This is a genomic window from Rhizobium sp. BK289 (assembly GCF_014193575.1).
In the GTDB taxonomy this organism is placed as follows: Bacteria; Pseudomonadota; Alphaproteobacteria; order Rhizobiales; family Rhizobiaceae; genus Rhizobium; species Rhizobium tropici_C.
The window spans coordinates 321350-344008 of the sequence record NZ_JACHZO010000007.1 but is presented as its reverse complement, the minus strand read 5'-3'; the positions used below and the strand labels follow the sequence as shown (position 1 = coordinate 344008).

The 22659-nt window shown below is 60.0% G+C and carries 26 protein-coding genes; 13 read left to right on the top strand and 13 right to left on the bottom strand.

What is annotated here, in order from left to right; translation table 11 throughout:
* Positions 1 to 141: 141 nt before the first annotated feature.
* From FHT84_RS16435 to FHT84_RS16425, 3 genes are all read left to right on the top strand, one after another.
* Positions 142 to 744 (top strand): superoxide dismutase, encoded by a 603-nt coding sequence (locus FHT84_RS16435; RefSeq protein ID WP_113251185.1) that lies wholly within the window; start codon positions 142 to 144, stop codon positions 742 to 744.
* A gap of 129 nt (positions 745 to 873) precedes the next feature.
* Positions 874 to 1722, top strand: a complete 849-nt coding sequence (locus FHT84_RS16430) for a metallophosphoesterase (protein WP_113251184.1) — start codon at positions 874 to 876, stop codon at positions 1720 to 1722.
* Between the two features lie 87 nt (positions 1723 to 1809).
* Entirely contained in the window at positions 1810 to 2316 is a 507-nt protein-coding gene (locus tag FHT84_RS16425; RefSeq protein ID WP_113251183.1) for an anthrone oxygenase family protein, read from the top strand.
* 115 nt (positions 2317 to 2431) lie between these two features.
* Here FHT84_RS16425 and FHT84_RS16420 read toward each other — a convergent pair whose 3' ends face one another.
* A complete protein-coding gene (locus tag FHT84_RS16420) occupies positions 2432 to 3133 on the bottom strand; it encodes a YafY family protein (RefSeq protein WP_113251182.1) in 702 nt (233 codons plus the stop codon).
* Positions 3134 to 3262: 129 nt separating this feature from the next.
* Between FHT84_RS16420 and FHT84_RS16415 the strand changes: the two genes are divergently transcribed.
* From FHT84_RS16415 to FHT84_RS16405, 3 genes are all read left to right on the top strand, one after another.
* Positions 3263 to 3898, top strand: coding sequence for a LysE family translocator (locus FHT84_RS16415; protein WP_113251181.1), 636 nt, complete (start codon positions 3263 to 3265; stop codon positions 3896 to 3898).
* Positions 3899 to 4063: 165 nt separating this feature from the next.
* Positions 4064 to 4507, top strand: a complete 444-nt coding sequence (locus FHT84_RS16410) for a cytochrome c (RefSeq protein WP_113251180.1) — start codon at positions 4064 to 4066, stop codon at positions 4505 to 4507.
* Positions 4508 to 4594: 87 nt separating this feature from the next.
* Positions 4595 to 5509 carry a cytochrome c gene (locus FHT84_RS16405; protein WP_113251179.1) on the top strand — a complete coding sequence of 305 codons (915 nt, stop codon included), beginning with the start codon at positions 4595 to 4597 and terminating at the stop codon, positions 5507 to 5509.
* 10 nt (positions 5510 to 5519) lie between these two features.
* Here the strand turns inward: FHT84_RS16405 and FHT84_RS16400 are convergent, their stop codons facing one another.
* On the bottom strand, positions 5520 to 6299 hold the full coding sequence (locus FHT84_RS16400) for a class I SAM-dependent methyltransferase (RefSeq protein WP_113251178.1): 780 nt from the start codon (positions 6297 to 6299) through the stop codon (positions 5520 to 5522).
* Positions 6300 to 6397: 98 nt separating this feature from the next.
* Here FHT84_RS16400 and FHT84_RS16395 point away from each other — a divergent pair, with 98 nt between their 5' ends.
* The gene (locus FHT84_RS16395) at positions 6398 to 7024 is read left to right on the top strand and encodes a C39 family peptidase (protein ID WP_285166572.1); all 627 of its coding nucleotides are present in this window, start codon (positions 6398 to 6400) and stop codon (positions 7022 to 7024) included.
* Positions 7025 to 7127: 103 nt separating this feature from the next.
* Here the strand turns inward: FHT84_RS16395 and FHT84_RS16390 are convergent, their stop codons facing one another.
* On the bottom strand, positions 7128 to 7616 hold the full coding sequence (locus tag FHT84_RS16390; protein WP_112340329.1) for a GNAT family N-acetyltransferase: 489 nt from the start codon (positions 7614 to 7616) through the stop codon (positions 7128 to 7130).
* Between the two features lie 211 nt (positions 7617 to 7827).
* The gene (locus FHT84_RS16385) at positions 7828 to 8241 is read right to left on the bottom strand and encodes a helix-turn-helix domain-containing protein (RefSeq protein ID WP_112340330.1); all 414 of its coding nucleotides are present in this window, start codon (positions 8239 to 8241) and stop codon (positions 7828 to 7830) included.
* A gap of 191 nt (positions 8242 to 8432) precedes the next feature.
* Between FHT84_RS16385 and dmeR the strand changes: the two genes are divergently transcribed.
* The 3 genes from dmeR to bla all read left to right on the top strand — a co-directional run bounded on the left by dmeR (position 8433) and on the right by bla (position 10831).
* Positions 8433 to 8705 carry a Ni(II)/Co(II)-sensing transcriptional repressor DmeR gene (gene dmeR / locus FHT84_RS16380; protein ID WP_106997300.1) on the top strand — a complete coding sequence of 91 codons (273 nt, stop codon included), beginning with the start codon at positions 8433 to 8435 and terminating at the stop codon, positions 8703 to 8705.
* Between the two features lie 51 nt (positions 8706 to 8756).
* On the top strand, positions 8757 to 9746 hold the full coding sequence (gene dmeF, locus FHT84_RS16375; RefSeq protein WP_113251176.1) for a CDF family Co(II)/Ni(II) efflux transporter DmeF: 990 nt from the start codon (positions 8757 to 8759) through the stop codon (positions 9744 to 9746).
* 86 nt (positions 9747 to 9832) lie between these two features.
* A complete protein-coding gene (gene bla / locus FHT84_RS16370; RefSeq protein WP_113251175.1) occupies positions 9833 to 10831 on the top strand; it encodes a class A beta-lactamase in 999 nt (332 codons plus the stop codon).
* 82 nt (positions 10832 to 10913) lie between these two features.
* On the opposite strand, the gene FHT84_RS16365 is transcribed toward bla, so the two are convergent.
* From FHT84_RS16365 to FHT84_RS16350, 4 genes are all read right to left on the bottom strand, one after another.
* Complete coding sequence (locus FHT84_RS16365; RefSeq protein WP_113251174.1) at positions 10914 to 11453, bottom strand: hypothetical protein; 540 nt, start codon at positions 11451 to 11453, stop codon at positions 10914 to 10916.
* A gap of 72 nt (positions 11454 to 11525) precedes the next feature.
* Positions 11526 to 13031 (bottom strand): protein adenylyltransferase SelO, encoded by a 1506-nt coding sequence (locus tag FHT84_RS16360; RefSeq protein WP_113251173.1) that lies wholly within the window; start codon positions 13029 to 13031, stop codon positions 11526 to 11528.
* A 70-nt stretch (positions 13032 to 13101) separates the two neighbouring features.
* Entirely contained in the window at positions 13102 to 13629 is a 528-nt protein-coding gene (locus tag FHT84_RS16355) for a DUF1697 domain-containing protein (protein WP_113251172.1), read from the bottom strand.
* Between the two features lie 21 nt (positions 13630 to 13650).
* A complete protein-coding gene (locus FHT84_RS16350) occupies positions 13651 to 15744 on the bottom strand; it encodes a S9 family peptidase (protein ID WP_113251196.1) in 2094 nt (697 codons plus the stop codon).
* Positions 15745 to 16027: 283 nt separating this feature from the next.
* Here FHT84_RS16350 and FHT84_RS16345 point away from each other — a divergent pair, with 283 nt between their 5' ends.
* Positions 16028 to 16417 carry a DUF930 domain-containing protein gene (locus FHT84_RS16345; RefSeq protein ID WP_113251171.1) on the top strand — a complete coding sequence of 130 codons (390 nt, stop codon included), beginning with the start codon at positions 16028 to 16030 and terminating at the stop codon, positions 16415 to 16417.
* Positions 16418 to 16492: 75 nt separating this feature from the next.
* On the opposite strand, the gene FHT84_RS16340 is transcribed toward FHT84_RS16345, so the two are convergent.
* Together FHT84_RS16340 and FHT84_RS16335 are read right to left on the bottom strand one after the other, a co-directional pair.
* Positions 16493 to 16825, bottom strand: a complete 333-nt coding sequence (locus tag FHT84_RS16340; RefSeq protein WP_113251170.1) for a chaperone modulator CbpM — start codon at positions 16823 to 16825, stop codon at positions 16493 to 16495.
* Positions 16826 to 16828: 3 nt separating this feature from the next.
* Positions 16829 to 17740 carry a DnaJ C-terminal domain-containing protein gene (locus tag FHT84_RS16335; protein WP_113251169.1) on the bottom strand — a complete coding sequence of 304 codons (912 nt, stop codon included), beginning with the start codon at positions 17738 to 17740 and terminating at the stop codon, positions 16829 to 16831.
* Positions 17741 to 18000: 260 nt separating this feature from the next.
* Here FHT84_RS16335 and FHT84_RS16330 point away from each other — a divergent pair, with 260 nt between their 5' ends.
* Complete coding sequence (locus FHT84_RS16330; protein WP_113251195.1) at positions 18001 to 18792, top strand: polysaccharide deacetylase family protein; 792 nt, start codon at positions 18001 to 18003, stop codon at positions 18790 to 18792.
* Between the two features lie 13 nt (positions 18793 to 18805).
* On the opposite strand, the gene FHT84_RS16325 is transcribed toward FHT84_RS16330, so the two are convergent.
* Positions 18806 to 19975, bottom strand: coding sequence for an AI-2E family transporter (locus FHT84_RS16325; protein ID WP_112340341.1), 1170 nt, complete (start codon positions 19973 to 19975; stop codon positions 18806 to 18808).
* 98 nt (positions 19976 to 20073) lie between these two features.
* Positions 20074 to 20940, bottom strand: coding sequence for a VOC family protein (locus FHT84_RS16320; protein WP_113251168.1), 867 nt, complete (start codon positions 20938 to 20940; stop codon positions 20074 to 20076).
* Between the two features lie 309 nt (positions 20941 to 21249).
* On the opposite strand from FHT84_RS16320, the gene FHT84_RS16315 reads away from it, so the two are divergent.
* Positions 21250 to 21918 (top strand): hemolysin III family protein, encoded by a 669-nt coding sequence (locus tag FHT84_RS16315; protein ID WP_113251167.1) that lies wholly within the window; start codon positions 21250 to 21252, stop codon positions 21916 to 21918.
* Here FHT84_RS16315 and FHT84_RS16310 read toward each other — a convergent pair.
* Positions 21893 to 22408, bottom strand: a complete 516-nt coding sequence (locus tag FHT84_RS16310; RefSeq protein ID WP_113251166.1) for a hypothetical protein — start codon at positions 22406 to 22408, stop codon at positions 21893 to 21895. The genes FHT84_RS16315 and FHT84_RS16310 overlap by 26 nt on opposite strands.
* Positions 22409 to 22659 lie beyond the last annotated feature (251 nt).

Here is a 22659-nt window from a genome sequence, read left to right as displayed (position 1 = left end):
GCTATACATGATTGAAAAATAGGGCAATTTTTGCTCCCGTACGCAACTTTTTTGGCATGTCGCCGGTTGCTCTTCCAGGCGACCGCTCCTATGTTCCGGTTCACCTGCCGACGCAATTTTTTGCCAAGAGGAGATATGACCATGGCTTTCGAATTGCCTGAACTTCCTTATGATTACGATGCACTTTCGCCCTTCATGTCGCGTGAGACGCTCGAATATCACCACGACAAGCACCACAAGGCTTACGTCGACAACGGCAACAAGCTCGCTGCTGAAGCAGGTCTTGCCGATCTGTCGCTCGAAGAGATCGTGAAGAAGTCTTTCGGCACCAATGCCGGCCTCTTCAACAATGCAGCCCAGCACTACAACCACATCCATTTCTGGAAGTGGATGAAGAAGGGCGGCGGCGGCAACAAGCTGCCGGGCAAGCTCGAGGCTGCCTTTGCCTCCGATCTCGGCGGCTATGACAAGTTCAAGGCCGATTTCGCCGCCGCCGGCGCAACACAGTTCGGCTCGGGCTGGGCATGGGTTTCCGTCAAGAACGGCAAGCTCGAAATCTCCAAGACCCCGAACGGCGAAAACCCGCTGGTTCATGGCGCCAACCCGATCCTCGGCGTCGACGTTTGGGAACACTCCTACTACATCGACTACCGCAACCTGCGTCCGAAGTACCTCGAAGCCTTCATCGATAGCCTGATCAACTGGGACTATGTCCTGGAGCGCTACGAAACTGCGACGAAGTAAGGTCTGCCAAATAGGCTGGCTTTCGCACCCGGCGTCTTTTCGACGTCGGGTGTTTTCTTATCAGCCAGCCCTCACCGATGCCTCCGCGTGCTGCCTTACCGGCGCAAGGAAGCCGTCCAAGGAGGACGAATGCCGTCCGCACTGCTTTTCCGCTTCGGTGTTATCGCCGATCCGCAATATGCGGATCTCGAGCCCAATCTGACCCTCAATCGCTATCCGGCGAAGAGCCTCGACAAACTTCGCAACGCGATAGAGGAATTCAACCGGCACGACCTTGCCTTCGTCGTGACGCTCGGTGACATCATCGACCGCGAATGGAAGAGCTACGACGCGATCCTGCCCGTCTACGAGATATTGCGGCACCCAAAATACTTCCTCCTCGGCAATCATGATTTCGCCGTAGCACCCCAGAATCTGGGCAGTGTCCCGGCCCGCGTGGGCATGCCCGCTGCCTATTACGATTTCAGCCATTGTGGCTACCGCTTCATCGCGCTCGATGGCAATGAGATCAGCCTCTTCGCTCCGCCGGAAGGCGATCCACGCCGGCAGGAAGCGAAGGACCTGATGAAGGCGCTGGATCGCGCCGGTGCGCTGAATGGCCAACGCTGGAACGGGGCGATCAGTGATGCGCAATATGACTGGCTTGCCGCGAAGCTGCGGGAGACAAAGGCGGCGGGCGAGAAGGTCGTTATCCTGAACCATTATCCCGTCTTCCCGGAGAATGGCCACAACGCCTTGGACAGCGACCGCATGCTGGCGCTTCTGGCCGAACATGACCATGTCGTCGCCTACCTTAACGGGCACAATCACGCCGGCAACTTCGGCGCTGTCGAGGGAACCTATTTCGTCAACTTCAAGGGCATGGTGGATACCGAAGACAGCAGCGCTTACGCGATCGTTTCGGTTCACGCGGATCGGTTGGATATTGAAGGATTTGGGCGCGAAGAAAGCAGAGCGCTGGCGCTTCAGATGCCTTAATGAGATCTCCGCATCTTTTGATGTCTGTAGGGAACGATCCGCATCGCTGAATGTTTAGAAACGGAGGCTGCCTGCGAGGCGAAGCTGATGTTTCCGACATTGCAAATCCTGACAATTCTGATTGTGGCAGTCGCCATGGCGCTGGGACTGGCGCATGTGCTGGAGCTGCCGGGCAAGATGCGGCTATCGAAAGAGGATTACCTGACGGTTCAGCGGATTTACTATCCGGGCTTTACGATCCGCGGTGCCAGTGAGCCGCTTGGCGCTCTGCTGCTTCTGCTACTCCTGTTCCTGACGCCAGCCAATACGCTCTCATTCTGGCTATTGTCGGCTGCCTTTGCTGCCATGGTCGCCATGCACGCCGTCTTTTGGCTGCTGACGCAACCGGTAAACAATTTTTGGCTGAAAGATGCGAAGCTGGAAGGAATGGGCGCAGGTTTCTTTTCTCACGATCCATTCGGTGGCCATCAAATGGAAACCGCCGTCAAACCGGATTGGACCATGCTGCGCGACCGGTGGGAATGGTCGCATGCCGTCCGCGCCGCCCTGGGATTGCTGGCTTTCATTCTATTGATGACTGAGGTTGTTTTGTAGCGCCGCGCAAAGCCGGCGCATCTTCACTCCGCTGCCATCTGCGTTTCGGTTGAATCTCTCCAGGCGGTATGATCTTTCCAGGCTTCTGATCGTAACCTCAAAGAGCCTTAGCGCCTCAGCCGGCCGCGGCGGGGGTGTTTACCTGCCAGCCATTCACCCAGATCTGCCGCAAGCCATCACCTTCGCCCTTGAACCAGAATCCCGTCGCCTCGCAGCCTTCGATACGATCGCTGCGAAAGTTACGGATAGCCTGGCGCAGCTCGCACCAGGCGACGATGTTAGCCGTCTCCGAATAATAGATGAGGGCAATTGGCCGGATGATGCGTTCCGTGGCGCGGCCGAGCTCGTCGCGGTAGGCAAGGTCCAGCTTTTCCTCATCACGAATGGCGCGTCGCACCAAAGCTAGATCGATCGCCGAGGCAGAAGGTGCGGCAAAGCCCCAGGCATGCAGTGCATTGGCGTCGAGCGTCTGGCGCAGCGGCGGCGGCACGGCGCCGGCAATCTTCGAGGTGACGCGCTTGGCCGCCTGCTTCAGCTCGGCATCGCCGGTGCGTTCCAACAGGGCCAGCGACAGCACGATCGCCTCCATCTCCTCGATCGAGAACATCAGCGGCGGCAGGTCGAAGCCGGGCCGCAATATATAGCCGATGCCGCGCTCGCCCTCGATCGGCACGCGCATCGCCTGAAGTGCTGCGATATCGCGATAGACGGAGCGTACCGTCACTTCCAGCCGGGCGGCGATATCGGCTCCCGTCACCGGCCGCTTGGCCAGCCGCAGGATCTGGATGATCTCGAACAGGCGCGATGCCTTGCGCATTTCATTACCCTCAAGATGAAGGCTACTGACAATACCCTGTCAGTTGGCTCGATTTATAAAGCCGCCTATTCACTTGAAAATCAACCATTTCCTCTCCTGTTTCCAGGGAGAGGGCGATAGGCAACTGACATGGGTTACGCAGAAAATCTCTGGCTCTTCTTCATCCTTCTCTTGGGCATCATCATCGTGCCGGGCATGGACATGCTGTTCGTGCTCGCCAATTCGCTGACTGGCGGCAGCAATCGCGGTCTTGCCGCCACGGGTGGCATCATGCTGGGCGGTGCGGTGCATTCGCTGAACGGCGCCATCGGCATCGGCCTGCTGATGCATTTCGTGCCCATTCTCTTCAACCCGCTGCTGATTGCCGGCGGTGCTTATATGGCCTTCATCGGCTACACGCTGATGCGCAGTTCCATCACGGTGGGAGGCGAGGGGCCGGCCGGCAGCCGCTCCGCCTGGAAAGCCTTCCGGCAGGGAGCCGTGACTTGCCTCATCAATCCCAAGGCCTATCTCTTCATCTTCGCCGTCTATCCGCAGTTCCTGAAACCGGATTACGGGCCGATGTGGATACAGGCCGTCATCATGGGAGCCATGACCATCGCAACGCAATTTGCCGTCTATGGCGGACTTGCCATCACTGCCGGGCGCAGCCGTGACCTGCTGGTGGCCAATCCCAGGGCGACAGCCATTGCAGGCCGCGCAGCCGGGTTGCTTCTCGTCGCTGTTTCGGTGTTCACGGTCTGGGAGGGCCTGAAATTGGCGTGAGGGCGGATGCGGCGAATGAGTGTCTCGATCGCATGACACTGATTTCACTTAAATCTCACCACTTTGTGACTTCATTGCCGGACGGGAAACCGGCAAACATGTCGCAGTAATCATGCGCAGCTCGCGCATGCCGGTCTTTATCATCAGGAGAGGTAGGAGAAGGAAATGAAGTGGAAAGCGATTGTGGCGGCAGTGGCTCTAGCCGGCATCGCCCTTGGTTCGGTCGTTGCAGCCGACGGCACGCATGACTCCCGCATCGGGATGATGAAGAAGATCGGCGGTGCCACCGGAGCTCTCGGCGCGATCGCCAAGGGCGACAAGCCCTATGACGCCGATATCGTCAAGGCGTCGCTGACGACGATCGTCGAAACTGTCAAGGCTTTCCCGGATCAGTTCAACCCGCAGAGCGACAAGACCGATCCCGAGGTCAATCCGAAGATCTGGGACAATCTCGATGACTTCAAGGCGCATGCCGCCAAGCTTTCCACCGATGCCGAGACGGCGCTCGCTCAGCTCCCTGCCGACAAGGCTGGTGTCGGCGCGACACTGAAGACCCTCGGCGCCAGCTGTGGCGCCTGTCATCAGGCCTATCGCATCAAGAAGGATTAAGCGGTAGGTCTAGAAATCGATTTTGGCGTCCGCACCGGTTCTGCCGGTGCGGAGCCTTTTTGTTTTAGAGCTAAGGCTTGGGGTGAGGTGATGGCGCGGTTTATTCGATTGTTGCTTTGCCTTTTCGGCGTGATCATCCTCGGCAGCGGCGCATTTTACGTCATCACCGCGCCGTCACCTTTGCCCGCGAGCCATTGGGCCAATCTCGGTGATCCCGACATCAAGAACGGCGAGATCGTGTTCTGGGCGGGCGGCTGCACCAGCTGTCACGCTGCTCCCGGCGCGCAGGGTGACGCCAAGCTGGTGCTGTCGGGCGGTCTGGCGCTGACGAGCCCCTTCGGCACTTTCCATGTGCCGAATATATCGCCGGATGAGAAAGCCGGGCTCGGGACCTGGACGCTTGCCGATTTCGGCAATGCCATGAAGCGGGGGGTCGGCAAAAACGGCGAGCATCTCTATCCGTCCTTTCCCTATGGCTCCTATGCCCGTATGAGCGACAAGGACATCAACGATCTCTGGGCCTTCCTGAAGACGCTGTCGAAGAGCGATAATGTCGCCCCGCCACATGAGCTACCCTTTCCCTTCAATATCCGGCTGGCGCTGGGCGGCTGGAAGTTCCTCTATCTCAACGACCAGCCGCGTGTCGTCCTCGCCAATGCGGACGACAAGATCAAGCGCGGGCAATATCTGGTGGAGGGGCCGGGACATTGCGGCGAATGCCACACGCCGCGCGACAGCCTCGGCGGCTTCGTGAGCGGCCAATGGCTGGCGGGCGCGCCCAATCCGGAAGGCAAGGGCCAGATCCCGGATATCAGGCCGGGCTCCAAGGCGATCGGCAGCTGGAGCGCCGGCGACATCGCCAACTACCTTGAGACCGGCTTCACCCCGGATTATGATTCCGCCGGCGGCTCGATGGCCGAGGTCCAAAAGAACATCGCCCACCTCCCGGCAACCGACCGCGAAGCGATCGCGGCCTACCTGAAGGCGCTTCCGGCGAAATAGGCCTGGTTCTTCAGGCCGCGCCCGAGCGCTTGGCGAGATAGAGATGCGTCTCGTAACGCAGCTCGAATACGCCGCCATGCGCGTTGATGGCATCGGCAAGCTCGGAAAGCAGAGATTCCCGCTGATCTTCGGCCAAAAGCCGGGAGCTTGAAAGCGTGCGCAAAAGGTCAGTATAGCTCTGCGCCGTGTGCAATCGGCTCCAAGGATGGCAGTGATGTGCTGGAGCTTCGAAGTGGTCGGACTGCTGCAGCTCCCGAACAAAAGGGCCATCGGGCAGGTACCAGGCCTCCGCGGGCGGGCCAGTAAGCTGCGGGGCATGGCGGGCGTAGATCCCCGCGAACTTTTCTGACAATGGTGATTCCGGCTTCATCGGCACATTGCCGAAGACGGCAAGTATTCCCTCTGGCGCGAGAAGTGCCGCCGCCCGGGCGAAGCGCAATTCTGGCGTAACCCAATGGAAGGATTGTGCCGCGAATATCAGCCTGAAGCTCTCCAGCTTCCCTGGCCATGCTTCGAAAGTGGTTTGCTCGAATCGCACTCGCGGAAATCCCGCCAATCTTTCCCGCGCGACCGCAATCAGTTCCGCGCCGGGATCAAGCGCGAGAATGGAAAGGCCGCGGCGAGCAAAGCCCTCTGTCGCCTGTCCGGTGCCGCAGCCGATTTCGAGAACCTGATCCTTGGTTTCCAGGCCGGCAAAATCGATCACATCGGCAAAAAGCGCATCGGGATAGAGCGGGCGGGAAGTATTGTAGAGGCTGGCGACGCCATCGAATGTGAACCGCTGTTCCAAGCCGCATCTCCAGTTGCAGATCGAAGTCGACAGCCATTTTTCTAGCGCATTTCCGGTCAAGCTTGTAGCCAAGGATTCGGCAACAGGAGAGGGTGGTCGTGGACGCAAGGGTGGCGCGGAAGGTTCCTTATTTCAGCCAATGGGAAACGCCTGACATGACACTGGCGGTCGTCGCCGAGGGTGCGCAATCGGCCTTGCTGAAGGATCCGCTCTGGGCGTCATCCGGCGCAAGCAGCGTCGAGGATTATGCCCGCTGGGCCGGCAATCTCTGCGGCATGGCCTGCCTGAAGATGGTGCTCGCCGCCCGCACCGGCAAAACCATCCCGATCATGGATCTGGCCATGGGTTGCAGGGAGTATGGCGGCTATGTCGAAGAGGCTGATGGCCGGATCAAAGGCTTGATCTACGCGCCGTTTGTTTCCTTCGTTAAGGCTCGCTTCGATCTGGATGCCCGCATCGTCACCGGCATTTCCGTCGCTGACATCGTCGATATCCTCGACCAGTCGGAGTTTTTCATCGCGTCGGTGCATCATTCGATCCGCTGGCCAGAGACCGAGCCGCCGGCCAAGGGCGGCCATCTCGTGCTGGTGACATCTGTCGACGGAAACAGCATCCGCTTTCACAATCCTTCAGGTCATGTCGATGCGACGCGCGAGAACGCGGAGATGCCGCTGGAGATATTCGAGAAGTTCTTTGCAGGCCGCGGGATCGCCATCGATCGCTGAAGCATTTCCAGGAAAAGTGCGCAGCGGCTTTCCGTCCGAATTGCGCAAAACCAGAAACACTCTAAAAATCAATATCGAATGGCGATCCTCTTAAAGGCCGGCATCAGGCGAGTGCCTGGAGGTAGCGCATGCCGGTGACCGGACGCGGCTTGAAATCCATGTTTTCGTAGAAGCGGTGGGCCTGGAAATTGCCCGTCGCAGCACCGACCGAAAGATAGCTGCAGCCGGCCTTGCGGGCGATATCGCGGGCGCGGTCGACGAGATGCTGCCCGACGCCGTGGCCGCGATGGCCGTCACGCACGAACAGATGATGCAGGTCCATGCCGCGCTGTCCCTCTTGCGCCTTGTAGAGCGGCACGAGGATGGCGTAGCCGATCAGCCCCTGTTCGCCTTCGGCAACAAGCGCCGTGATCCACGGCATAGGACCGAAGAGGTCGCGCTCAAGCTGCTCGGGCGTGGTGCCTGAGGGGTCGCCATGATGGGCGGCCAGCAGCCGGATCATATCGTTGAGTTCAGGCAGGTCGCGCGGCTGAGCATTGCGGATCGTGAGCACCGGCGGGCGGAGAAGTGAGATGTCGCTATCGTCTAGCATGGCATTTGGCGTCCTTGTTTTTCAAATGAGCCGTCAGGACGCTGCCGATACAACAAAGCCGCCTGACGGCGGCTTGTTGACAATATGATCTGTCTTGGCCGCCCGTTACAGGTACAGCCAAAAATACGAGCAGTTATGGAGCGCGTGCGTGATCATGGCCGCATCAATGATCCGGTTCAGCACGTTTGTCAATGGGGGCACGTTTGGGGTCTCAATGCTCGTGTTCGCATAGGCCGTGATCGGAAAGCGCACGGATGACATAGCAGTCTTCGATGCTGTGGCCGTCGCAATGCGAAACGATGCGCTCCAGCTCATGCTCCAGCTTCTTTAGCCGCGCGATCTTGGTGCGAACGTCATCCAGATGCTCCTTGGCGATACGGTCGGCGCCGACGCAGGGACGGTCCGGATGCTGGCTGAGCGAGATCAGCTCCTTGATGGCATCGATCGTCAGGCCGAGGTCGCGGCCATGACGGATGAAGGCGAGGCGCTCCAGATCGGTTTTGGAATAGCGCCGCTGGTTGCCTTCGCTGCGATCAGGCTCCGATATCAGCCCCATCTGCTCGTAATAGCGGATCGTCGGCACTTTCACTCCGGTACGCTTGGACAGATCACCGATCGACAGCATTGCATGGCCTCCAATATCTCTAGTCTCTATAGAAATAAATATGCGATTGGCAGTGGAATTTTCAAGGATGTGCCGAAGGCCAGTCCGGATGTGTTTGCGCAGCCGCCTGATCCGGTAGCGCCGCTTCAAGACGCGGCTTCCAATCCGTCGCCAAAAATAGTATACCCCGCTATATTATAATCGAGGCCACAATGTCCCACACTATTCGTCAGCAAGCCAAGCTCCTGTCCCGCATCCGTCGCCTCAAAGGACAGATGGAGGCGGTGGAGCGAGCGCTCGAAGCCGAGCGGCCGTGCGGGGAGATACTGCAGCTTCTTGCTTCCATTCGGGGCGCGCTGACGGGCCTGACAGGAGAGGTCCTGGAAGATCATCTGCATGAGCATGTGCTTCATGCCGAAACGGAGGAGGCCCGCCGTCAGGCGGTCGATGAGATAGCCGACGTGCTGAAGACCTATCTGCGATGAGCAGGCCGTGTCTCGCAAATGGTGCGGCAGATTTAACTGGAGACTGACGTCATGAGTATTTCCTCCGATACGAGCCACAGCCACGTCTTTCTGGGCTCCGATCACCAGCGCAACGAACGACGCATCTGGCTCGTCATCGCGCTGACCGCCGTCATGATGGTGATCGAGATCGGCGCCGGCACGGTCTATGGCTCGATGGCGCTGGTGGCCGATGGCTGGCATATGTCGACCCATGCCAGCGCCATGCTGATTTCCGCTCTCGCCTATCTCTACGCCCGCCGGCATGCGCATAATACTCGCTTCACCTTCGGGACCGGCAAGCTCGGGGATCTCGCAGGCTTCGCCAGCGCTATCGTCCTAGCGCTGATTGCGCTGATCATGGGCTGGGAGAGCATTCTGAGATTGCTCGATCCGGTGGCGATCAATTTCCGCGAGGCCATTGCCATCGCTGTGGTCGGGCTCATCGTCAATCTCGTCAGCGCATGGCTTCTGCGCGACGATCACAGCCACCATCATCATGGCCATTCCGGCCATGGGCACAGCCATGATCACGCTCATGATCATGACCATCATCACGAGCATGATGGCGACCACCATCATCATGACGGGGGTAGGGACAACAATCTCCGCTCCGCCTATGTCCATGTCATAGCCGATGCGATGACCTCGGTTCTGGCAATCGTTGCCCTGCTGCTCGGCAGTCGTTTCGGCTGGACCTTCCTCGATCCTGTCATGGGTATCGTCGGTGGCCTGGTGATCCTGCAGTGGGCCTGGGGCCTGCTGCGCATCTCCGGCGCGGTTCTGCTCGACTTCATTCCGCCGGGTGAGGACCTGCCTGATGAGATCCGTGAGGCGATCGAGACGGGCGAGGACCGCATCACCGACCTACATGTCTGGCAGGTCGGCCCCGGACATCATGCCGCCATCGTCGCGGTTGCAACGCCCGTCTCGCGCGACCCGTCTTTCTACAAGGCACGGCTTGCCGCTATTCATGAATTGTCGCACGTCACCGTTGAAGTCACGGTCGACAAGGCGGCATAAATTCCGCTAGCAATTGGTAAGATCAGAGGCTTGCCATATTCCTCGCATAGCCCGACATCTGCCCGATTCTGCTGGAGGCTTTTCTCATGCCCACATTGCTTACCCGCCGCCGCCTCATGGCGGGCTCGGCGCTGCTCCTTCCCGCCCTGACACTTGGCCCCGATGCGCTGTTCGCCCAGGAGAGCGGCGCCTCATCACAGACGCTCCCGACGACGGACAATTCGGCGGCGCCCGACGCCGGCGACCAGGGCATGGAAGGCGGAGCATCGCAGGACGGCGCACAATTGTCCGACGATGTCGACAAACAGCTTGCGGATCTTGAAAAGAAGACCGGCGGCCGCCTCGGCGTCTCCGTTCTGGACACCGAAACCAATATCTCCCTCGGCCATCGCGAGGAGGAGCGCTTCCCGCTGTGCAGCACCTACAAGGCGCTCGCCGTCGGCTTCGTGCTGGCGCGCGTCGATCAGGGCACGGAAAAGCTCGATCGGCGCGTCATCTACGGCAAGGACAAAGTGGTCACCTATTCGCCGGAGACCGAAAAGCATGCCGGCACCGATGGCATGACCGTCGCCGAACTTTGCGGTGCGGCGATCACGCTGAGCGACAATACGGCCGGCAATCTGCTGCTTGAAAGCTTTGGCGGCCCTGCCGCCCTGACCTCCTGGTTGCGCACGACAGGCGACACCGAAACCCGCCTCGACCGCAACGAGCCGGATGTCAATCAGGCGGTCAAGGACGACCCGCGCGATACGACGACGCCGGATGCGATGCTGGACAGTATCGGCCTCCTGACCCTCGGCAATACACTGTCGGAAACTTCGAGGGATCAGCTGGTTAACTGGCTGGTCGCCAACACCACGGGCAATAATCGCCTGCGCGCGGGCCTGCCGAAGGAGTGGAAGGTTGGTGACAAGACCGGGACCGGTAACAACGGCTCCTATGCCGATATCGCGGTGATCTGGCCACCGGAACGCGGGCCGATCCTCGTGACGACCTTCGTTGCGGAGGCGACCGCATCGGCGAAGGATATTGAAGCGGTCTTTGCCGAGGTCAGCAAGATCGTTACCGGGATGGTCGGGCAATAACGAAACATATTAAAAGAAACAAGGCGATACGGCCATCACCTGAATCAGGTTCGTATCGCCTTCATGCAGTCCCGTAATGTCTTCAGGCGATAGACAATGCCGATGCGGCGCTGTCCGTTTCCTTGTCGCCATCTCGCTCGCCGTCGGCATTGCCAACACCAAGTTTCTGTTTGATCTCGGAAGCGATCTGATCGTTGATCGCCTTCTGCTCATCGGCCGAAAGCGCCTTGAAGGAATCTTCCGTCAGGCCGTGCGCTTCGAGATACTGCGCACGAATCTTCTGCGCCGGCGTCATATTCGCCCATTTGGCAAACTCGTCCAGAATGTCCTGGTCGGATTGCCTGCTCGACGAGGCCGAGCTGCTGCCGGAAACGCTCGCAGCCGACCGATCGTCGGCGGCGTCCGTTGTGGAGGACGACGCCTGGCTGAGCTGGTTGAGCCAGAAGCCGGAGGAAATGGAAGAGGGGACGCCGCTGGACGAGATGGAAGGTCCCTGCGAACCTTTCTGTTGGTCGCCGCCATCACTCAGTAGCGAGAATGTCGAGCTGTCGTCGCTCTCGCTGCTCTGTTGGCTGCGGATCGGCGTACTGAAATAGTTCTGGGTGCTGTGGTGCACTTTCATCGTGATGTCTCCCCATGAGTTGAGGAGACGATGACTCTGCAAGCATGTCCGGGGCTTGTGCTTCCGGCTTTCTTACGTGCCGCAGAAGGTCTGCAGCACGCGCTCGCTCGGCAGCGGAGGTTCGGCATAGGGTGCGAAGGCAGGCTGGTCTTCATAGGGTGTCGCAAGCACCTTCAGCAATGCCTCGAACAGGGAAAAATCACCGTCTTCGGCGGCGGCTTCGATCGCTTGCTCGATTCGGTGATTGCGGGGAATGAAGGCCGGATTGACCCTGCGCATCGCTGCCGCGCGCGTCGTCGGCGTTTGAGGATCGCGGCCAAGGCGCTCACGCCAGCGTTCGAGCCACGGCGCCGTCGATTGCGGATCGCTGAAGGTAGCGGCAAAATCGCCGGCGTCCTCATCCACGGCGAGGGCGGCAAGCCGGCGAAACGCGAGCGTGAAATCCGCGCCTTGCTGCTGCATCGTCGCCAGCAGCGACTGGATCAGGTCCAGATCGCCGTCCTCCTCGCTTGCAAGGCCGATCTTGGCGCGCATGCCGGCAAGCCAATAGGCCTGGAAGCGTTCGCCATAGGCCTTGATGATGGTGTTCGCCAGATCGATCGCCGTATCGACGGACGGGTCGATCAGCGGGATGAGCGTCTCGCCTAGGCGCGCGAGATTCCATTGGCCGATCGCCGGCTGGTTGGCATAGGCATAGCGGCCATTGCGGTCGATGGACGAAAAAACGGTCGCCGGATCGTAGGCATCCATAAAGGCGCAGGGACCGAAATCGATCGTCTCGCCCGAGACCGTCATATTGTCGGTGTTCATCACGCCATGGATGAAACCGACATGCAGCCAGCGCGCGATCAGCGACGCTTGCCGCTCCGCCACGGCTTCCAGCAGGGCGAGATAGGGATTCTTGCGGTCTCGAATCTCGGGATAGTGCCGGGCAATGACGTAATCCGCCAAGGCCCGCACGCTCTCCGTATCGCCCCGCGCCGCAAAAAATTGGAAGGTGCCGACGCGAATATGACTCGCCGCTACCCGCGTAAACACTGCACCTGGCAGCACTTCCTCGCGATAGACAGGTTCTCCGGTCGTCACGGCGGCAAGCGCCCGCGTCGTCGGGATGCCGAGCGCGTGCATCGCCTCGCTGACGATATATTCGCGCAGGACCGGGCCGAGCGCCGCGCGCCCATCGCCGCGGCGGGAAAATGGCGTCGGTCCCGACCCCTTGAGCTGGATATCGCGGCGTCTGCCGTTCCGATCCTTCACCTCGCCAAGCAGGATCGCGCGTCCGTCGCCGAGCTGCGGCACGAAATTGCCGAATTGGTGGCCGGCATAGGCCATGGCGATCGGCTGCGATCCCGGCAGCAGCTCGTTGCCCGAAAAGATCGCCGCCGCATTTCGTTTCAACGCTTCGACATCCAGCCCGAGCTCTCGCGCCAGCACCTCGTTGAACTTGATCAGCTGCGGCGCGGCGACCGGCGTCGGCGCCTGGTCAGCAAAGAACTGCGGCGGCAGACGTGCGTAGCTATTGTCGAAGGCGACCATCGGCACCCGAAGGGCGGTGTCATCGTGAAGAGGAGAGCTCATGTTCCTAAGGTAGGGGCGGTGCGTGGGAGGCGCAAGGCGGATATCGTAATCGGCTTTGCTGTTGCCGATTTCAAAGTCCGCTGTCCTCCAGCTCCCGCGCCATCTCCGCAAGCTTGCGCACCGTATTGAGATTTCTCGACGTTCCCGCCTTCAGCGCCGGCAGCTTCAGCTTCGAGCGGCCCGAGCCATCGGGATAATGTACATAGATTTCGCGGCCGGCGACGCGCACTTCTTCGCCGCCGGGCGCGACGAGCTTGTTCAGTGCATCCTTCGGTGCCTCATCTTGCAGGAAGGTCACCAGTAGGTAGTTCGGCTTGGCGTGCGGGAAGGGCGAATGTTCCGCTGCCCTTTCCAGCGCTTCACGGTTGCGCAGGATCACGCCCGGAGACTTGCCCATCTTGGCCGCCAGCGCCGTTTCAAGCCGAGCCTGCACCGTTGCCTCGTCCTCCTCGGCGCGGAAGACCACATTGCCGCTCTGGATGTAGGTGCGCACATCCTTGAAGCCGATCTCTTCGCAGAGCGTCTTGAGATCGGCCATGGACAGCATGCCGGTGCCGCCGACATTGACGGCACGCAGCAGGGCGACGAACACGGCCATGGCTTCCTCCCGCAGTTCGGCTTACATCTTCTCGGCAACCTTGACGGCGAAGGCGTATTCGAACGCCACTTCCTCCAGGCGCTGGAAGCGGCCGGAAGCGCCCCCATGGCCGGCATCCATGTTGGTCTTCAGCAGGATGGGCGCGTCGCTCGTCGTCTTCTCGCGCAGCTTGGCGACCCACTTCGCCGGTTCCCAATAGGTGACGCGCGGGTCGGTGAGGCCGCCGAGCGCGAGGATCGGCGGGTAGGGCTTCTCGCCGACATTGTCATAGGGGCTGTAGGCTGCGATCTGCTCGTACTCTTCCTTGCTTTCGATCGGGTTGCCCCATTCCGGCCATTCCGGCGGCGTCAGCGGCAAGGTGTCGTCGAGCATGGTGTTGAGCACGTCGACGAAGGGCACGGCGGCGATGATGCCGGCGAATTTTTCCGGCGCCATGTTGGCGACGGCTCCCATCAGCATGCCGCCAGCCGATCCGCCTTCGGCGATGATCTTCGCGTAAGAGGTGAACTTCTGCTGATTCAAATAGTCGGCTGCGGCGATGAAGTCCTTGAAGGTATTGGTCTTCTTTTCCATCTTGCCGTCCTCGTACCAGGCAAAACCCTTGTCCTTGCCGCCGCGGATATGGGCGATGGCATAGACGAAGCCGCGATCGGCGAGCGACAGGCAATTGGTGTTGAAGCCGGCCGGGATGGTAACCCCGTAGGCGCCGTAGCCATAGAGAAGGCAGGGGGCTGAGCCGTCGAGAGGCGTATCCTTGCGATAGAGCAGCGTCACCGGCACTCTCTCGCCATCCCAGGCAGGGGCAAAGACGCGGCGCGTCACGTAGTCGGCCGGATTATGGCCAGAGGGCACTTCCTGCGTCTTCAGCAAGGTGCGCTCGCGCGTCACCATATTGTAGTCGTAAAGCTGGCTCGGCGTCGTCATCGACGAATAGGAGAACCGGATGACATCCGTGTCGTATTCCGCCGCACCCTGCAGGCCGAGCGCATAGGCCTCCTCCTCGAAAGCGATTGCATGTTCCTCGCCAGTGCGGCGATCGCGGATGATGATGCGCGGCAGGCCATCCTTGCGCTCCAGCCAGAGGAGATGGCGGGCATAGGCGAGGTGGCTGAGGATCAGCGTGCCCGGCTTGTGCGGTACGACCTCGCGCCAGTTCTCCTTACCCGGCGCCTTCGCCGGCGCCTCCATGATCTTGAAATCCTTGGCGTCGCCGTCGTTGGTGAGAATGTAGAAGACGTCGCCGCCTTCGGTGATCTCATATTCGATCTCCGTTTCGCGCTCGGCGACGATCTTGGGCTCGGCGGTCAGGTCGGAGGTCGGGATGATGCGATATTCGCTGGTCTCGTGATCGTGAATGTCGATGAAGATGTAGTCGTCCAGCAGCGAGCCGCCGACGCCCATGAAGAAACCTGGATCCTCCTCCTCATAGACAAGCCGATCGTCCGACTGCGGCGTGCCGATGATGTGATGGAAGATCTTCGAGGGGCGATGGTTTTCGTCCTGCAGCGTATAGAAGAAGCTCTTGCCATCGGGCGCCCAGACGGCATCGCCACCGGTATTCTCGATCACGTCGGCAAGGTCCTCGCCGGTCTCGAAGTTGCGGATCTTCAGCGTGAAATATTCCGAACCCTTGTCGTCATAGCCCCAGATGCCGTGGCTGTGATCGGAGGAATGATCGAGGCCGGAGAGGCGGAAATAGGACTTTCCTTCATTCTCCTTGTCGCCGTTCAATAGCAGCTTGCGGTCGCCGCCGTTGCGCGGCTCGCGGAAAAAATGGGGCTGCTCGCCTCCGGTGACGAAAAGCGTGCCGTAGGCGTAGGGGCCGTCCTTCATCGGGATCGAGCTGTCATCCTCCTTGATGCGTCCCTTCATCTCGGCGAAGAGAACCTTCTGCAGTTCCTTCGTGTCCGCCATCGCGGCGTTCATGTAGGCGTTCTCAGCCTCCAGATGCGCCCGGATTTCCGGTGCCAGGATCGACGGATCCTTGAACATCGCCTGCCAGTTATCAGCGCGCAGCCAGGCATAATCGTCGGTGCGGGCAATGCCGTGACGTGTATCCGTAAACGGCTTTTTCTCGGCGACGGGCGGAGTGGGAAGATTTTTGAAAACTGGCACGAGAGCACTTTCTCTGGTGTGAAAGTCGAATGTGAAGAGAAGAGAGAAATAGAGGGCAGCGACCTTGGGTTCAAGCGGCAAGTCCGCTCCTCAAGCTTCATGCAAGCCGTCGTCATTAATCTCGATCGAACAGGCGGCTCCTGGCATGAATGGCGCGCTGCCTTGATGAGACCACATTCTTTATCGAAGTCGGCATACAGTGCGTCGACATGAAGGCGATCAAGACCTTCCCCGATGAAACCGGCGCACTCAAAATCCAAAACAATGCAAGGGACCGGTCTTCATGCTGAAACTCTTAGCCATCCTTATTCCATTGGCGTCAGTCGCTACCTGCGCCTTCGCCGTCGATTCGGCCATCAAGAAACAGTTGGAGAAACTCGACCCCTCGGAGCGGATGGAGCAGGCATGCGATGCCGAAGCCATGAAGCGTATCGGCACGGACAAGACGGGTTTCAAGCCGGACAAGGTGATCGCCTATACTTTCGGCGATCCCGATATGAAGCCGGATGCCATGAATGCGCCCGGCGCGGTTTTCCGCAGCAAGGGTGACTGGTACCACCTCTCCTACACATGCGTAACCGGCCCGCAGCATATTCATGTTCGGGATCTGAGCTACCAGATCGGCGACAAGGTGCCGCGCGACGCCTGGCAGCAACATTATCTCTACGACTGAGCGTTTCGGTCCCGTAAGACTGCCGGGGCCACGACATTCCATCTTGATGTCGCAACGGCACGATGCGATCGGACGCTATCGCCGTCTCCGGGATTCGACGCGGGTCAGCTCCGACAGGATATGCTCCTGCACGTCGATCGGCTGACGGCAGACGGCATCTGTCAGGTCGCGCAGCGTCGCCCTCAGGCTGTGAAGCTGATCCACCAGATCCATGACGACATCGACGCCGGGTTCGTTGAGCCCCATTGCTCTGTCGAGATCGAGGATCAGTCGGCCGCGCGCGATATCGGCCTCGCGAAAATTCCGTCCGTGATCCGTCTCTTCCGGCACCAGCCAACCTTGTGAGATCCAGACTTCCAGCACGGAGGTCTCGATTTGGAGGTGCAGTCGAAACTCGCTCTCGTTCATCGCTTATCCTCCCATGGACTTTCTGGGATCTTGTGCCTTGCCCGCCTCCCATTCGGAAACGAAGCGTGTCAGTTCGGGATCCGGCGTCTCCGGCAGGACGACCTTCAGGGTGACATAGGCGTCGCCGTTTTCCTTGCCGCGCACGGGTGCGCCCTTGCCCTTCAGGCGCAGCACCTTGCCCGTATTGGAGTTCGGAGCGAGAGTAACGGTAACCGCGCCGGACGGTGTCGGAACCCGGATCTTGCCGCCGAGCACTGCTTCCGACAGCGAGATCGGCAGTTCCATCCGGATATCGTCGCCATCGCGGGTATAGAAGCGATGCGGCCGGACATGCACCGCGATCAGCGCATCGCCGGCGGCCCCGCCGCCGAAGCCGGGATGTCCCTTGCCCTTGAGGCGAAGCGTCTGGCCGTCGCGCGTGCCGGGCGGGATCTGGACGTCGAGCGCCGGCCCGTCGGGCAGGCTGATCTGTTTCTTCACGCCGTTGATGGCGTCAAGGAAATCGACCTCCATCGTATAGTGACGGTCTTGACCCTGCATTTTCGTTTGGCCTCGGCTGCGCCGCGAGAAGAAACTGGAAAATATGTCGTCGGCATCGCCGAAATCGGCAAAGCCGCCGGCATTCTGATAGCGGCCACGCTGGCCTTCGTTCGCCGCATAATCACGGTAATAGTTGCGCGGTGCCTGCTCGGCACCGCTGCTGTCGATCTCGCCGCGGTCGAACCGCGCACGCTTCTCCTCGTCGCCAAGAATGCCATAGGCTGCCGAGGCCTCCTTGAACTTGTCCTCGGCCTGCTTGTCGCCGGGGTTGAGATCGGGATGCAGCTTCTTGGCAAGCTTGCGGTAGGCGCTTTGAATATCCTTTTGCGGAGCGTCCCGCTTCACGCCCAGAACTTCATAGGGATCGCGACTCATGCATGTCTCTCTTTGGGAGCAGGGAAAAATACGCACATAGTGCTACGGCAACCTCATATCAATCGTAGCACAGACGACACCTGGTTGAAGTCCGCACTTGGAGGCTTTCATGTCCGGCGCATTTGTGCTGTGAAATGAGCCGAGCGACGCCGGTTTGCCATATTTCCGGCGTGTTGCCGGATGATGGCGGCGTTGCAGCTGACATGATCATCATTCGGCCGCCCGATTTCGTTTGTTTGATCTACCCGGTGGCCGCCTCGATGAAACGCCTGTTGCCGACATTCATGCTTCTGCTTGCCGCGCGAGCCGTCCTCGCCGCGCAGACCGAGCAGCCGCCTGCCGGCTGGCCGCAACTGCCGCCTAAGGCGCCGCCGTCGAACACCAGGCTTGTCGAGCCGCATCTGCACGTCGATCGGGCGGGCAAGGGCGCGCCCCGCATCGCGCTCACCTTCGACGCCTGCATGGGCAAGACCGATCCACGCATTCTCAGCACCCTCGTCGATCAGCGCATCCCGGCGACGATCTTCGTCACCGCGCGTTGGCTGCGCACCAACCCCGACGCATTGAAGGTCTTCCTGGCCAACCCCGATCTCTTCGAACTGGAAAATCACGGGCAGAACCATATCCCGGCCGTCGACATTCCGACCAAGGTTTATGGCATCCCCGCCGCCGGTTCGCCTCAGGCTGTCGCGCAGGAAGTCAAGGGCGGCGCCGAGGCGATGATCGCGGCCGGAATTCCGCAGCCGCGTTGGTTCCGCGGCGCGACCGCGAAATACAGCCCTTCCGCCATCGCGCAGATCCGCGGCATGGGGTATCGAATTGCCGGCTATTCGGTGAACGGCGACAGCGGCTCGCTGCTGCCGGCAAAGATGGTGGAGAAGCAATATGCCTCCGCCAGGGACGGCGATGTCATTATCTCCCACATCAACCAGCCGACGCATGCGGCGGGTGAGGGGGTCGCGGCCAGTATTCTTGCGCTGAAGGCGAAGGGCGTGGAGTTCGTTCGCCTGCAGGATATCTCCGAAAAGGGTGACGACGGGACGACGAATTGAGGAGTTAAAGGGCTTAACCCGGCAATTGCGGCTGGACCTTTTCCTCGATGAACAGCTCTTCGACGACGGTCATGACGATCAGCGACAGCGGCAGGGCCAGCATGGCGCCGACGGCACCCCACATCCATGTCCAGAAGAGAATGGCAAGAAAGACGACGAAGGGATTGATCTCCCATTGCCGGCCCATGATCGCGGGGAAAACGAGGTTTTCGACCGCCAGATGCACGGCGAAAAACGCGATGGCGGGCGCGAGGCCGAAGATGATGTCGGAATGCGTGACGATACCGGCAATCGCCAATGCAATCGTCATCGTCGTGATGCCGAGGAACGGAATGAAGCTCGAAACGAAAGCGAAGGCGCCCCATAGCACCGGCACGCTTAAGCCGCCGACATAGGCGATAACAGTCATGGCAACGCCTATTCCGGCATAGATCAGCGAGGCTGTCGCAAAATAGAAGCCGAGCACCTGTTCCACCGCATTCAGGATCCGGATCGTGGTCAGCCGCGACGCGTGGGTGGAGAAGGCCAGAATGATCGTCTTGCGCAGGCTCACCCTGCCGGCAAGAAACAGCAGCAATGCAGCGAAGAAAATCAGGATTTGCACGATGGCCGGTGTCAGGCTGGTCGACACGACATGCAGGACGTTGCCGCTGTTTTCCAAAAGGGTGCTGATCGACATCGGACCGCCCTGAAGGCTTTCGGACGAAACATGCAGCCATCTGAACCTATCGAGGTAGGGCATCAGTCGGTCGGAGGTGCGCTGAAAGAAGTCAGGCGCTTCCTGGGCGAGTTTGCCGACCGGTCCGGCAAGCGCGTTGATGACGAGGAAGATGACCAACGCCACGGCCGAAGACAGAAGCATGGCGTTCAGGACGCGGGGCACGCCGAGCTTGCTGAGCTTTTCCGCCGCCAGCCCGAGGATCATGCCGACGACGACCGCGAGCGTTACCGGGATGAGGATCAGTGACATCATGTAGACGCCGGCCAAGGCCAGGATAAGGAAGATTCCTATGGTCGCCCAGGATGCGGCGATGTCGAGCCTGCCACGCATCGATCCGTGGGAAATGTCGAAAATATTGTCGTCGTCGCGCTCATCTTGAGATGTGTTGCGTTCTGCGTCGGTCCTGCCTTCGCATGTAACCGTTGTTTCCGATCGCGTGGTAACGACTTTATCGACTTCCATGCCCTGCACGTTCCCAGAGGCACAATCGCCTCGCTACTCCAACGCGAAAAGCCCGTTCCGGTTCCGCAACGGGCTTACGCGATAGCGATTTGGGCAGATCAGGCGATCAGGTTCAGTCCGATACCCCAGGGGTCGCGCAGCGAAACGCCGCCGTCGCGTTTCTCGGTCTTGATCTCATGCTGCTCCAGGGCGGAGACGGCGCTATCGAGCGCGGCCTTGTCGTTGAACCGCAGCGTATAGTCGGAAAGACCGGTCATATGTTCGGAGCGCAGACCGGCGCCGCGGCTGTTCCAGGTATTGGCGCCGAGATGATGGTGGTAACCGCCCGTCGCAAGGAAAGTCGCGCCAGGATAGCGCGCGGCCATTACCTTCATGCCGAGCACGTCGCGATAGAAGGCATTGGCTTCCGCCACATCGCCTACCTGCAGATGGATATGGCCGATGGCCGATCCCTCGGCCATGCCCTCCCAGCGGTCCTGCGGGGCGCTTTCGCAGAGCTTCTGCAGATCGAGCCGAAGCGTGGCCATCTCGACCGTGCCGTCGTTATGGAAGGTCCACTCATCGTGCGGCCGGTCGGCATAGATCTCGATACCGTTACCTTCCGGATCGGAGAGATAGATGGCTTCGCTGACGATATGATCCGATGCGCCTTCCAGTACGACATTGTTTTGGGCGGCATGGCGAAGCCAGCGCGCCAGTTCGACGCGGCTCGGCATCAGAAAGGCGGTGTGGAAGAGGCCTGCGGCGGTCTTCGGCGCGCGCATCGCAGCCCGATCCGTCGTCAGTGTCAGCAAGGGATGGCCGGCAACGCCCAAGACCTCGCCGCTTGCTGTCTTCTCGATCACCTTCAGGCCGAGCATGTCCTGATAGAAACGCGACACCTGCGCAAGGTCGGTGACGACGAGGTGCGACTGGCCGACATAGGCGGGACGGGTCAGAGCATAGGAAGGGGCAGTTTCGGTCATAGGATCAGTTCCAGCCTCGATACTTTAAAAAGGCAACCGGCGTCGGCGGCTATGGGCCGCCAGGGGCGGGGGAGTTTGCCGATTGATTGCCTCTTTGGATATCCTCTGCCCGCCGTACTTGCAGTTGATATGGCGGATTTCGATTGTTCACAGAAGCCCATAAATTGCGGATTGAGCGTTCGCTTTCCATTGACGCATGCGGTGGGTGGGCCTCGTTTACGAAGATTGATCGATGCGCGCGTTTGGCGCAGTTGCTTCTTCGTCGCCCCGGTGCGAAGATCGATTTCGGACGGAAGCGGACGGAGTTCAATGACCGAGTATAGGGGCATCCGTTGGGCCTATGATCGCTATGAGATTATCGCCGACAGCATCGTCAATGGTGTCGGGGTCGTCTTTGCATTGATCGGCGCGACCGTATTGATCTTCTATGCGACGGTCTGGAGCTCCTACGGAGAGATTGCAGCGGCCTGGATCTATGGGATCGGCCTGGTGCTGACGCTCGGAATGTCCTTCACCTACAATCTCTGGCCGGTATCCAGGACGAAATGGTTCCTCCGCCGTTTCGACCACTCCTTCATCTATGTCCTGATCGCCGCCACCTACACGCCCTTTCTTGAGCGGGGGGCCGGGGATCCCCTGTTGCTCGGCGTGCTGATCGCCGTCTGGGTCTTCGCCGCCTTCGGCATCATCCTGAAATGCCTGTTTCCAGGGCGCTACGACCGATTGGCGATCCTGCTCTACCTGGCCATGGGCTGGAGCGGTATTTTGGTCGCCAAGTCGGTTTCCATGCATATCCCCTTCGCCTCGATGCTGCTCATCATCATCGGCGGCGTGATCTACTCGCTTGGCGTAATCTTTCACGTCTGGGAAAAGCTGCGTTTCCAGAATGCCATCTGGCACGGCTTTGTCGTCGCCGCGGCCGCCGTGCATTATTCGGCGGTGCTGACCTGCTTCAGCCTGTCACCGGAAAGCTTTTGACGATCTCTGCCGTCGGCGTGCACTTCCTGGTCGAGCGCAGGCTACGCACCAGGCGCATGACGATGGCATCGTAGCGCTGCATATCCGTTTTCGAATAGTCCATCTGGAAGAAGGCCGCCGCCCCATTGCAAAGGGCGACGCCGCGGACATACACGATGCGCCCCTGCCTGGTGCCTGAGAAGCTGATGCCGCGCGAGTTCGATTTGGAATAGGAAATCTTCCAGCCGTCCTCCCTTGCCAGTGCCATGCGCCCATTCGCTTCCGAGGCAAAATCGCCATTGGCGATCATCGTGCTGAAAACCAGCAGCGTCGCCGAGCGGTCCGCCGGTGACAGCGCGAGCCGATCGGTATCCCCGGAAGGAGTTGCGAGATGGAATTCCGGCGGCAGCTCGATCGCATAGCCGAGACCTGCATTGTCATAGGACCGCCAATCCGCGGCAAAGGCCGAGGCGGAGGAAAGAAGCAGGAGTGCGATCAGACGGGCGAGCATTGCGGTTCCTGGGAGGCGGGATCTGCAAACCGGTCAAGAATAACGCATTTTTCGGCGGAAATTCCATAGCGATTGAAGATGCTGGCACAAATTAGCGCAAATTCGTTACAGCTTCATTGCGAGCTATGCGTAATTGGCGGTTTGTCTGGCCCCGCTGCCCGCAGTTTACGAAGCTGTCACGGGTCCAGCCGTTTGCAACGTCTGCAGGCCACCGTTTAAAAAGCCGATTTCAGTGGTTTACGTCCGGTTTT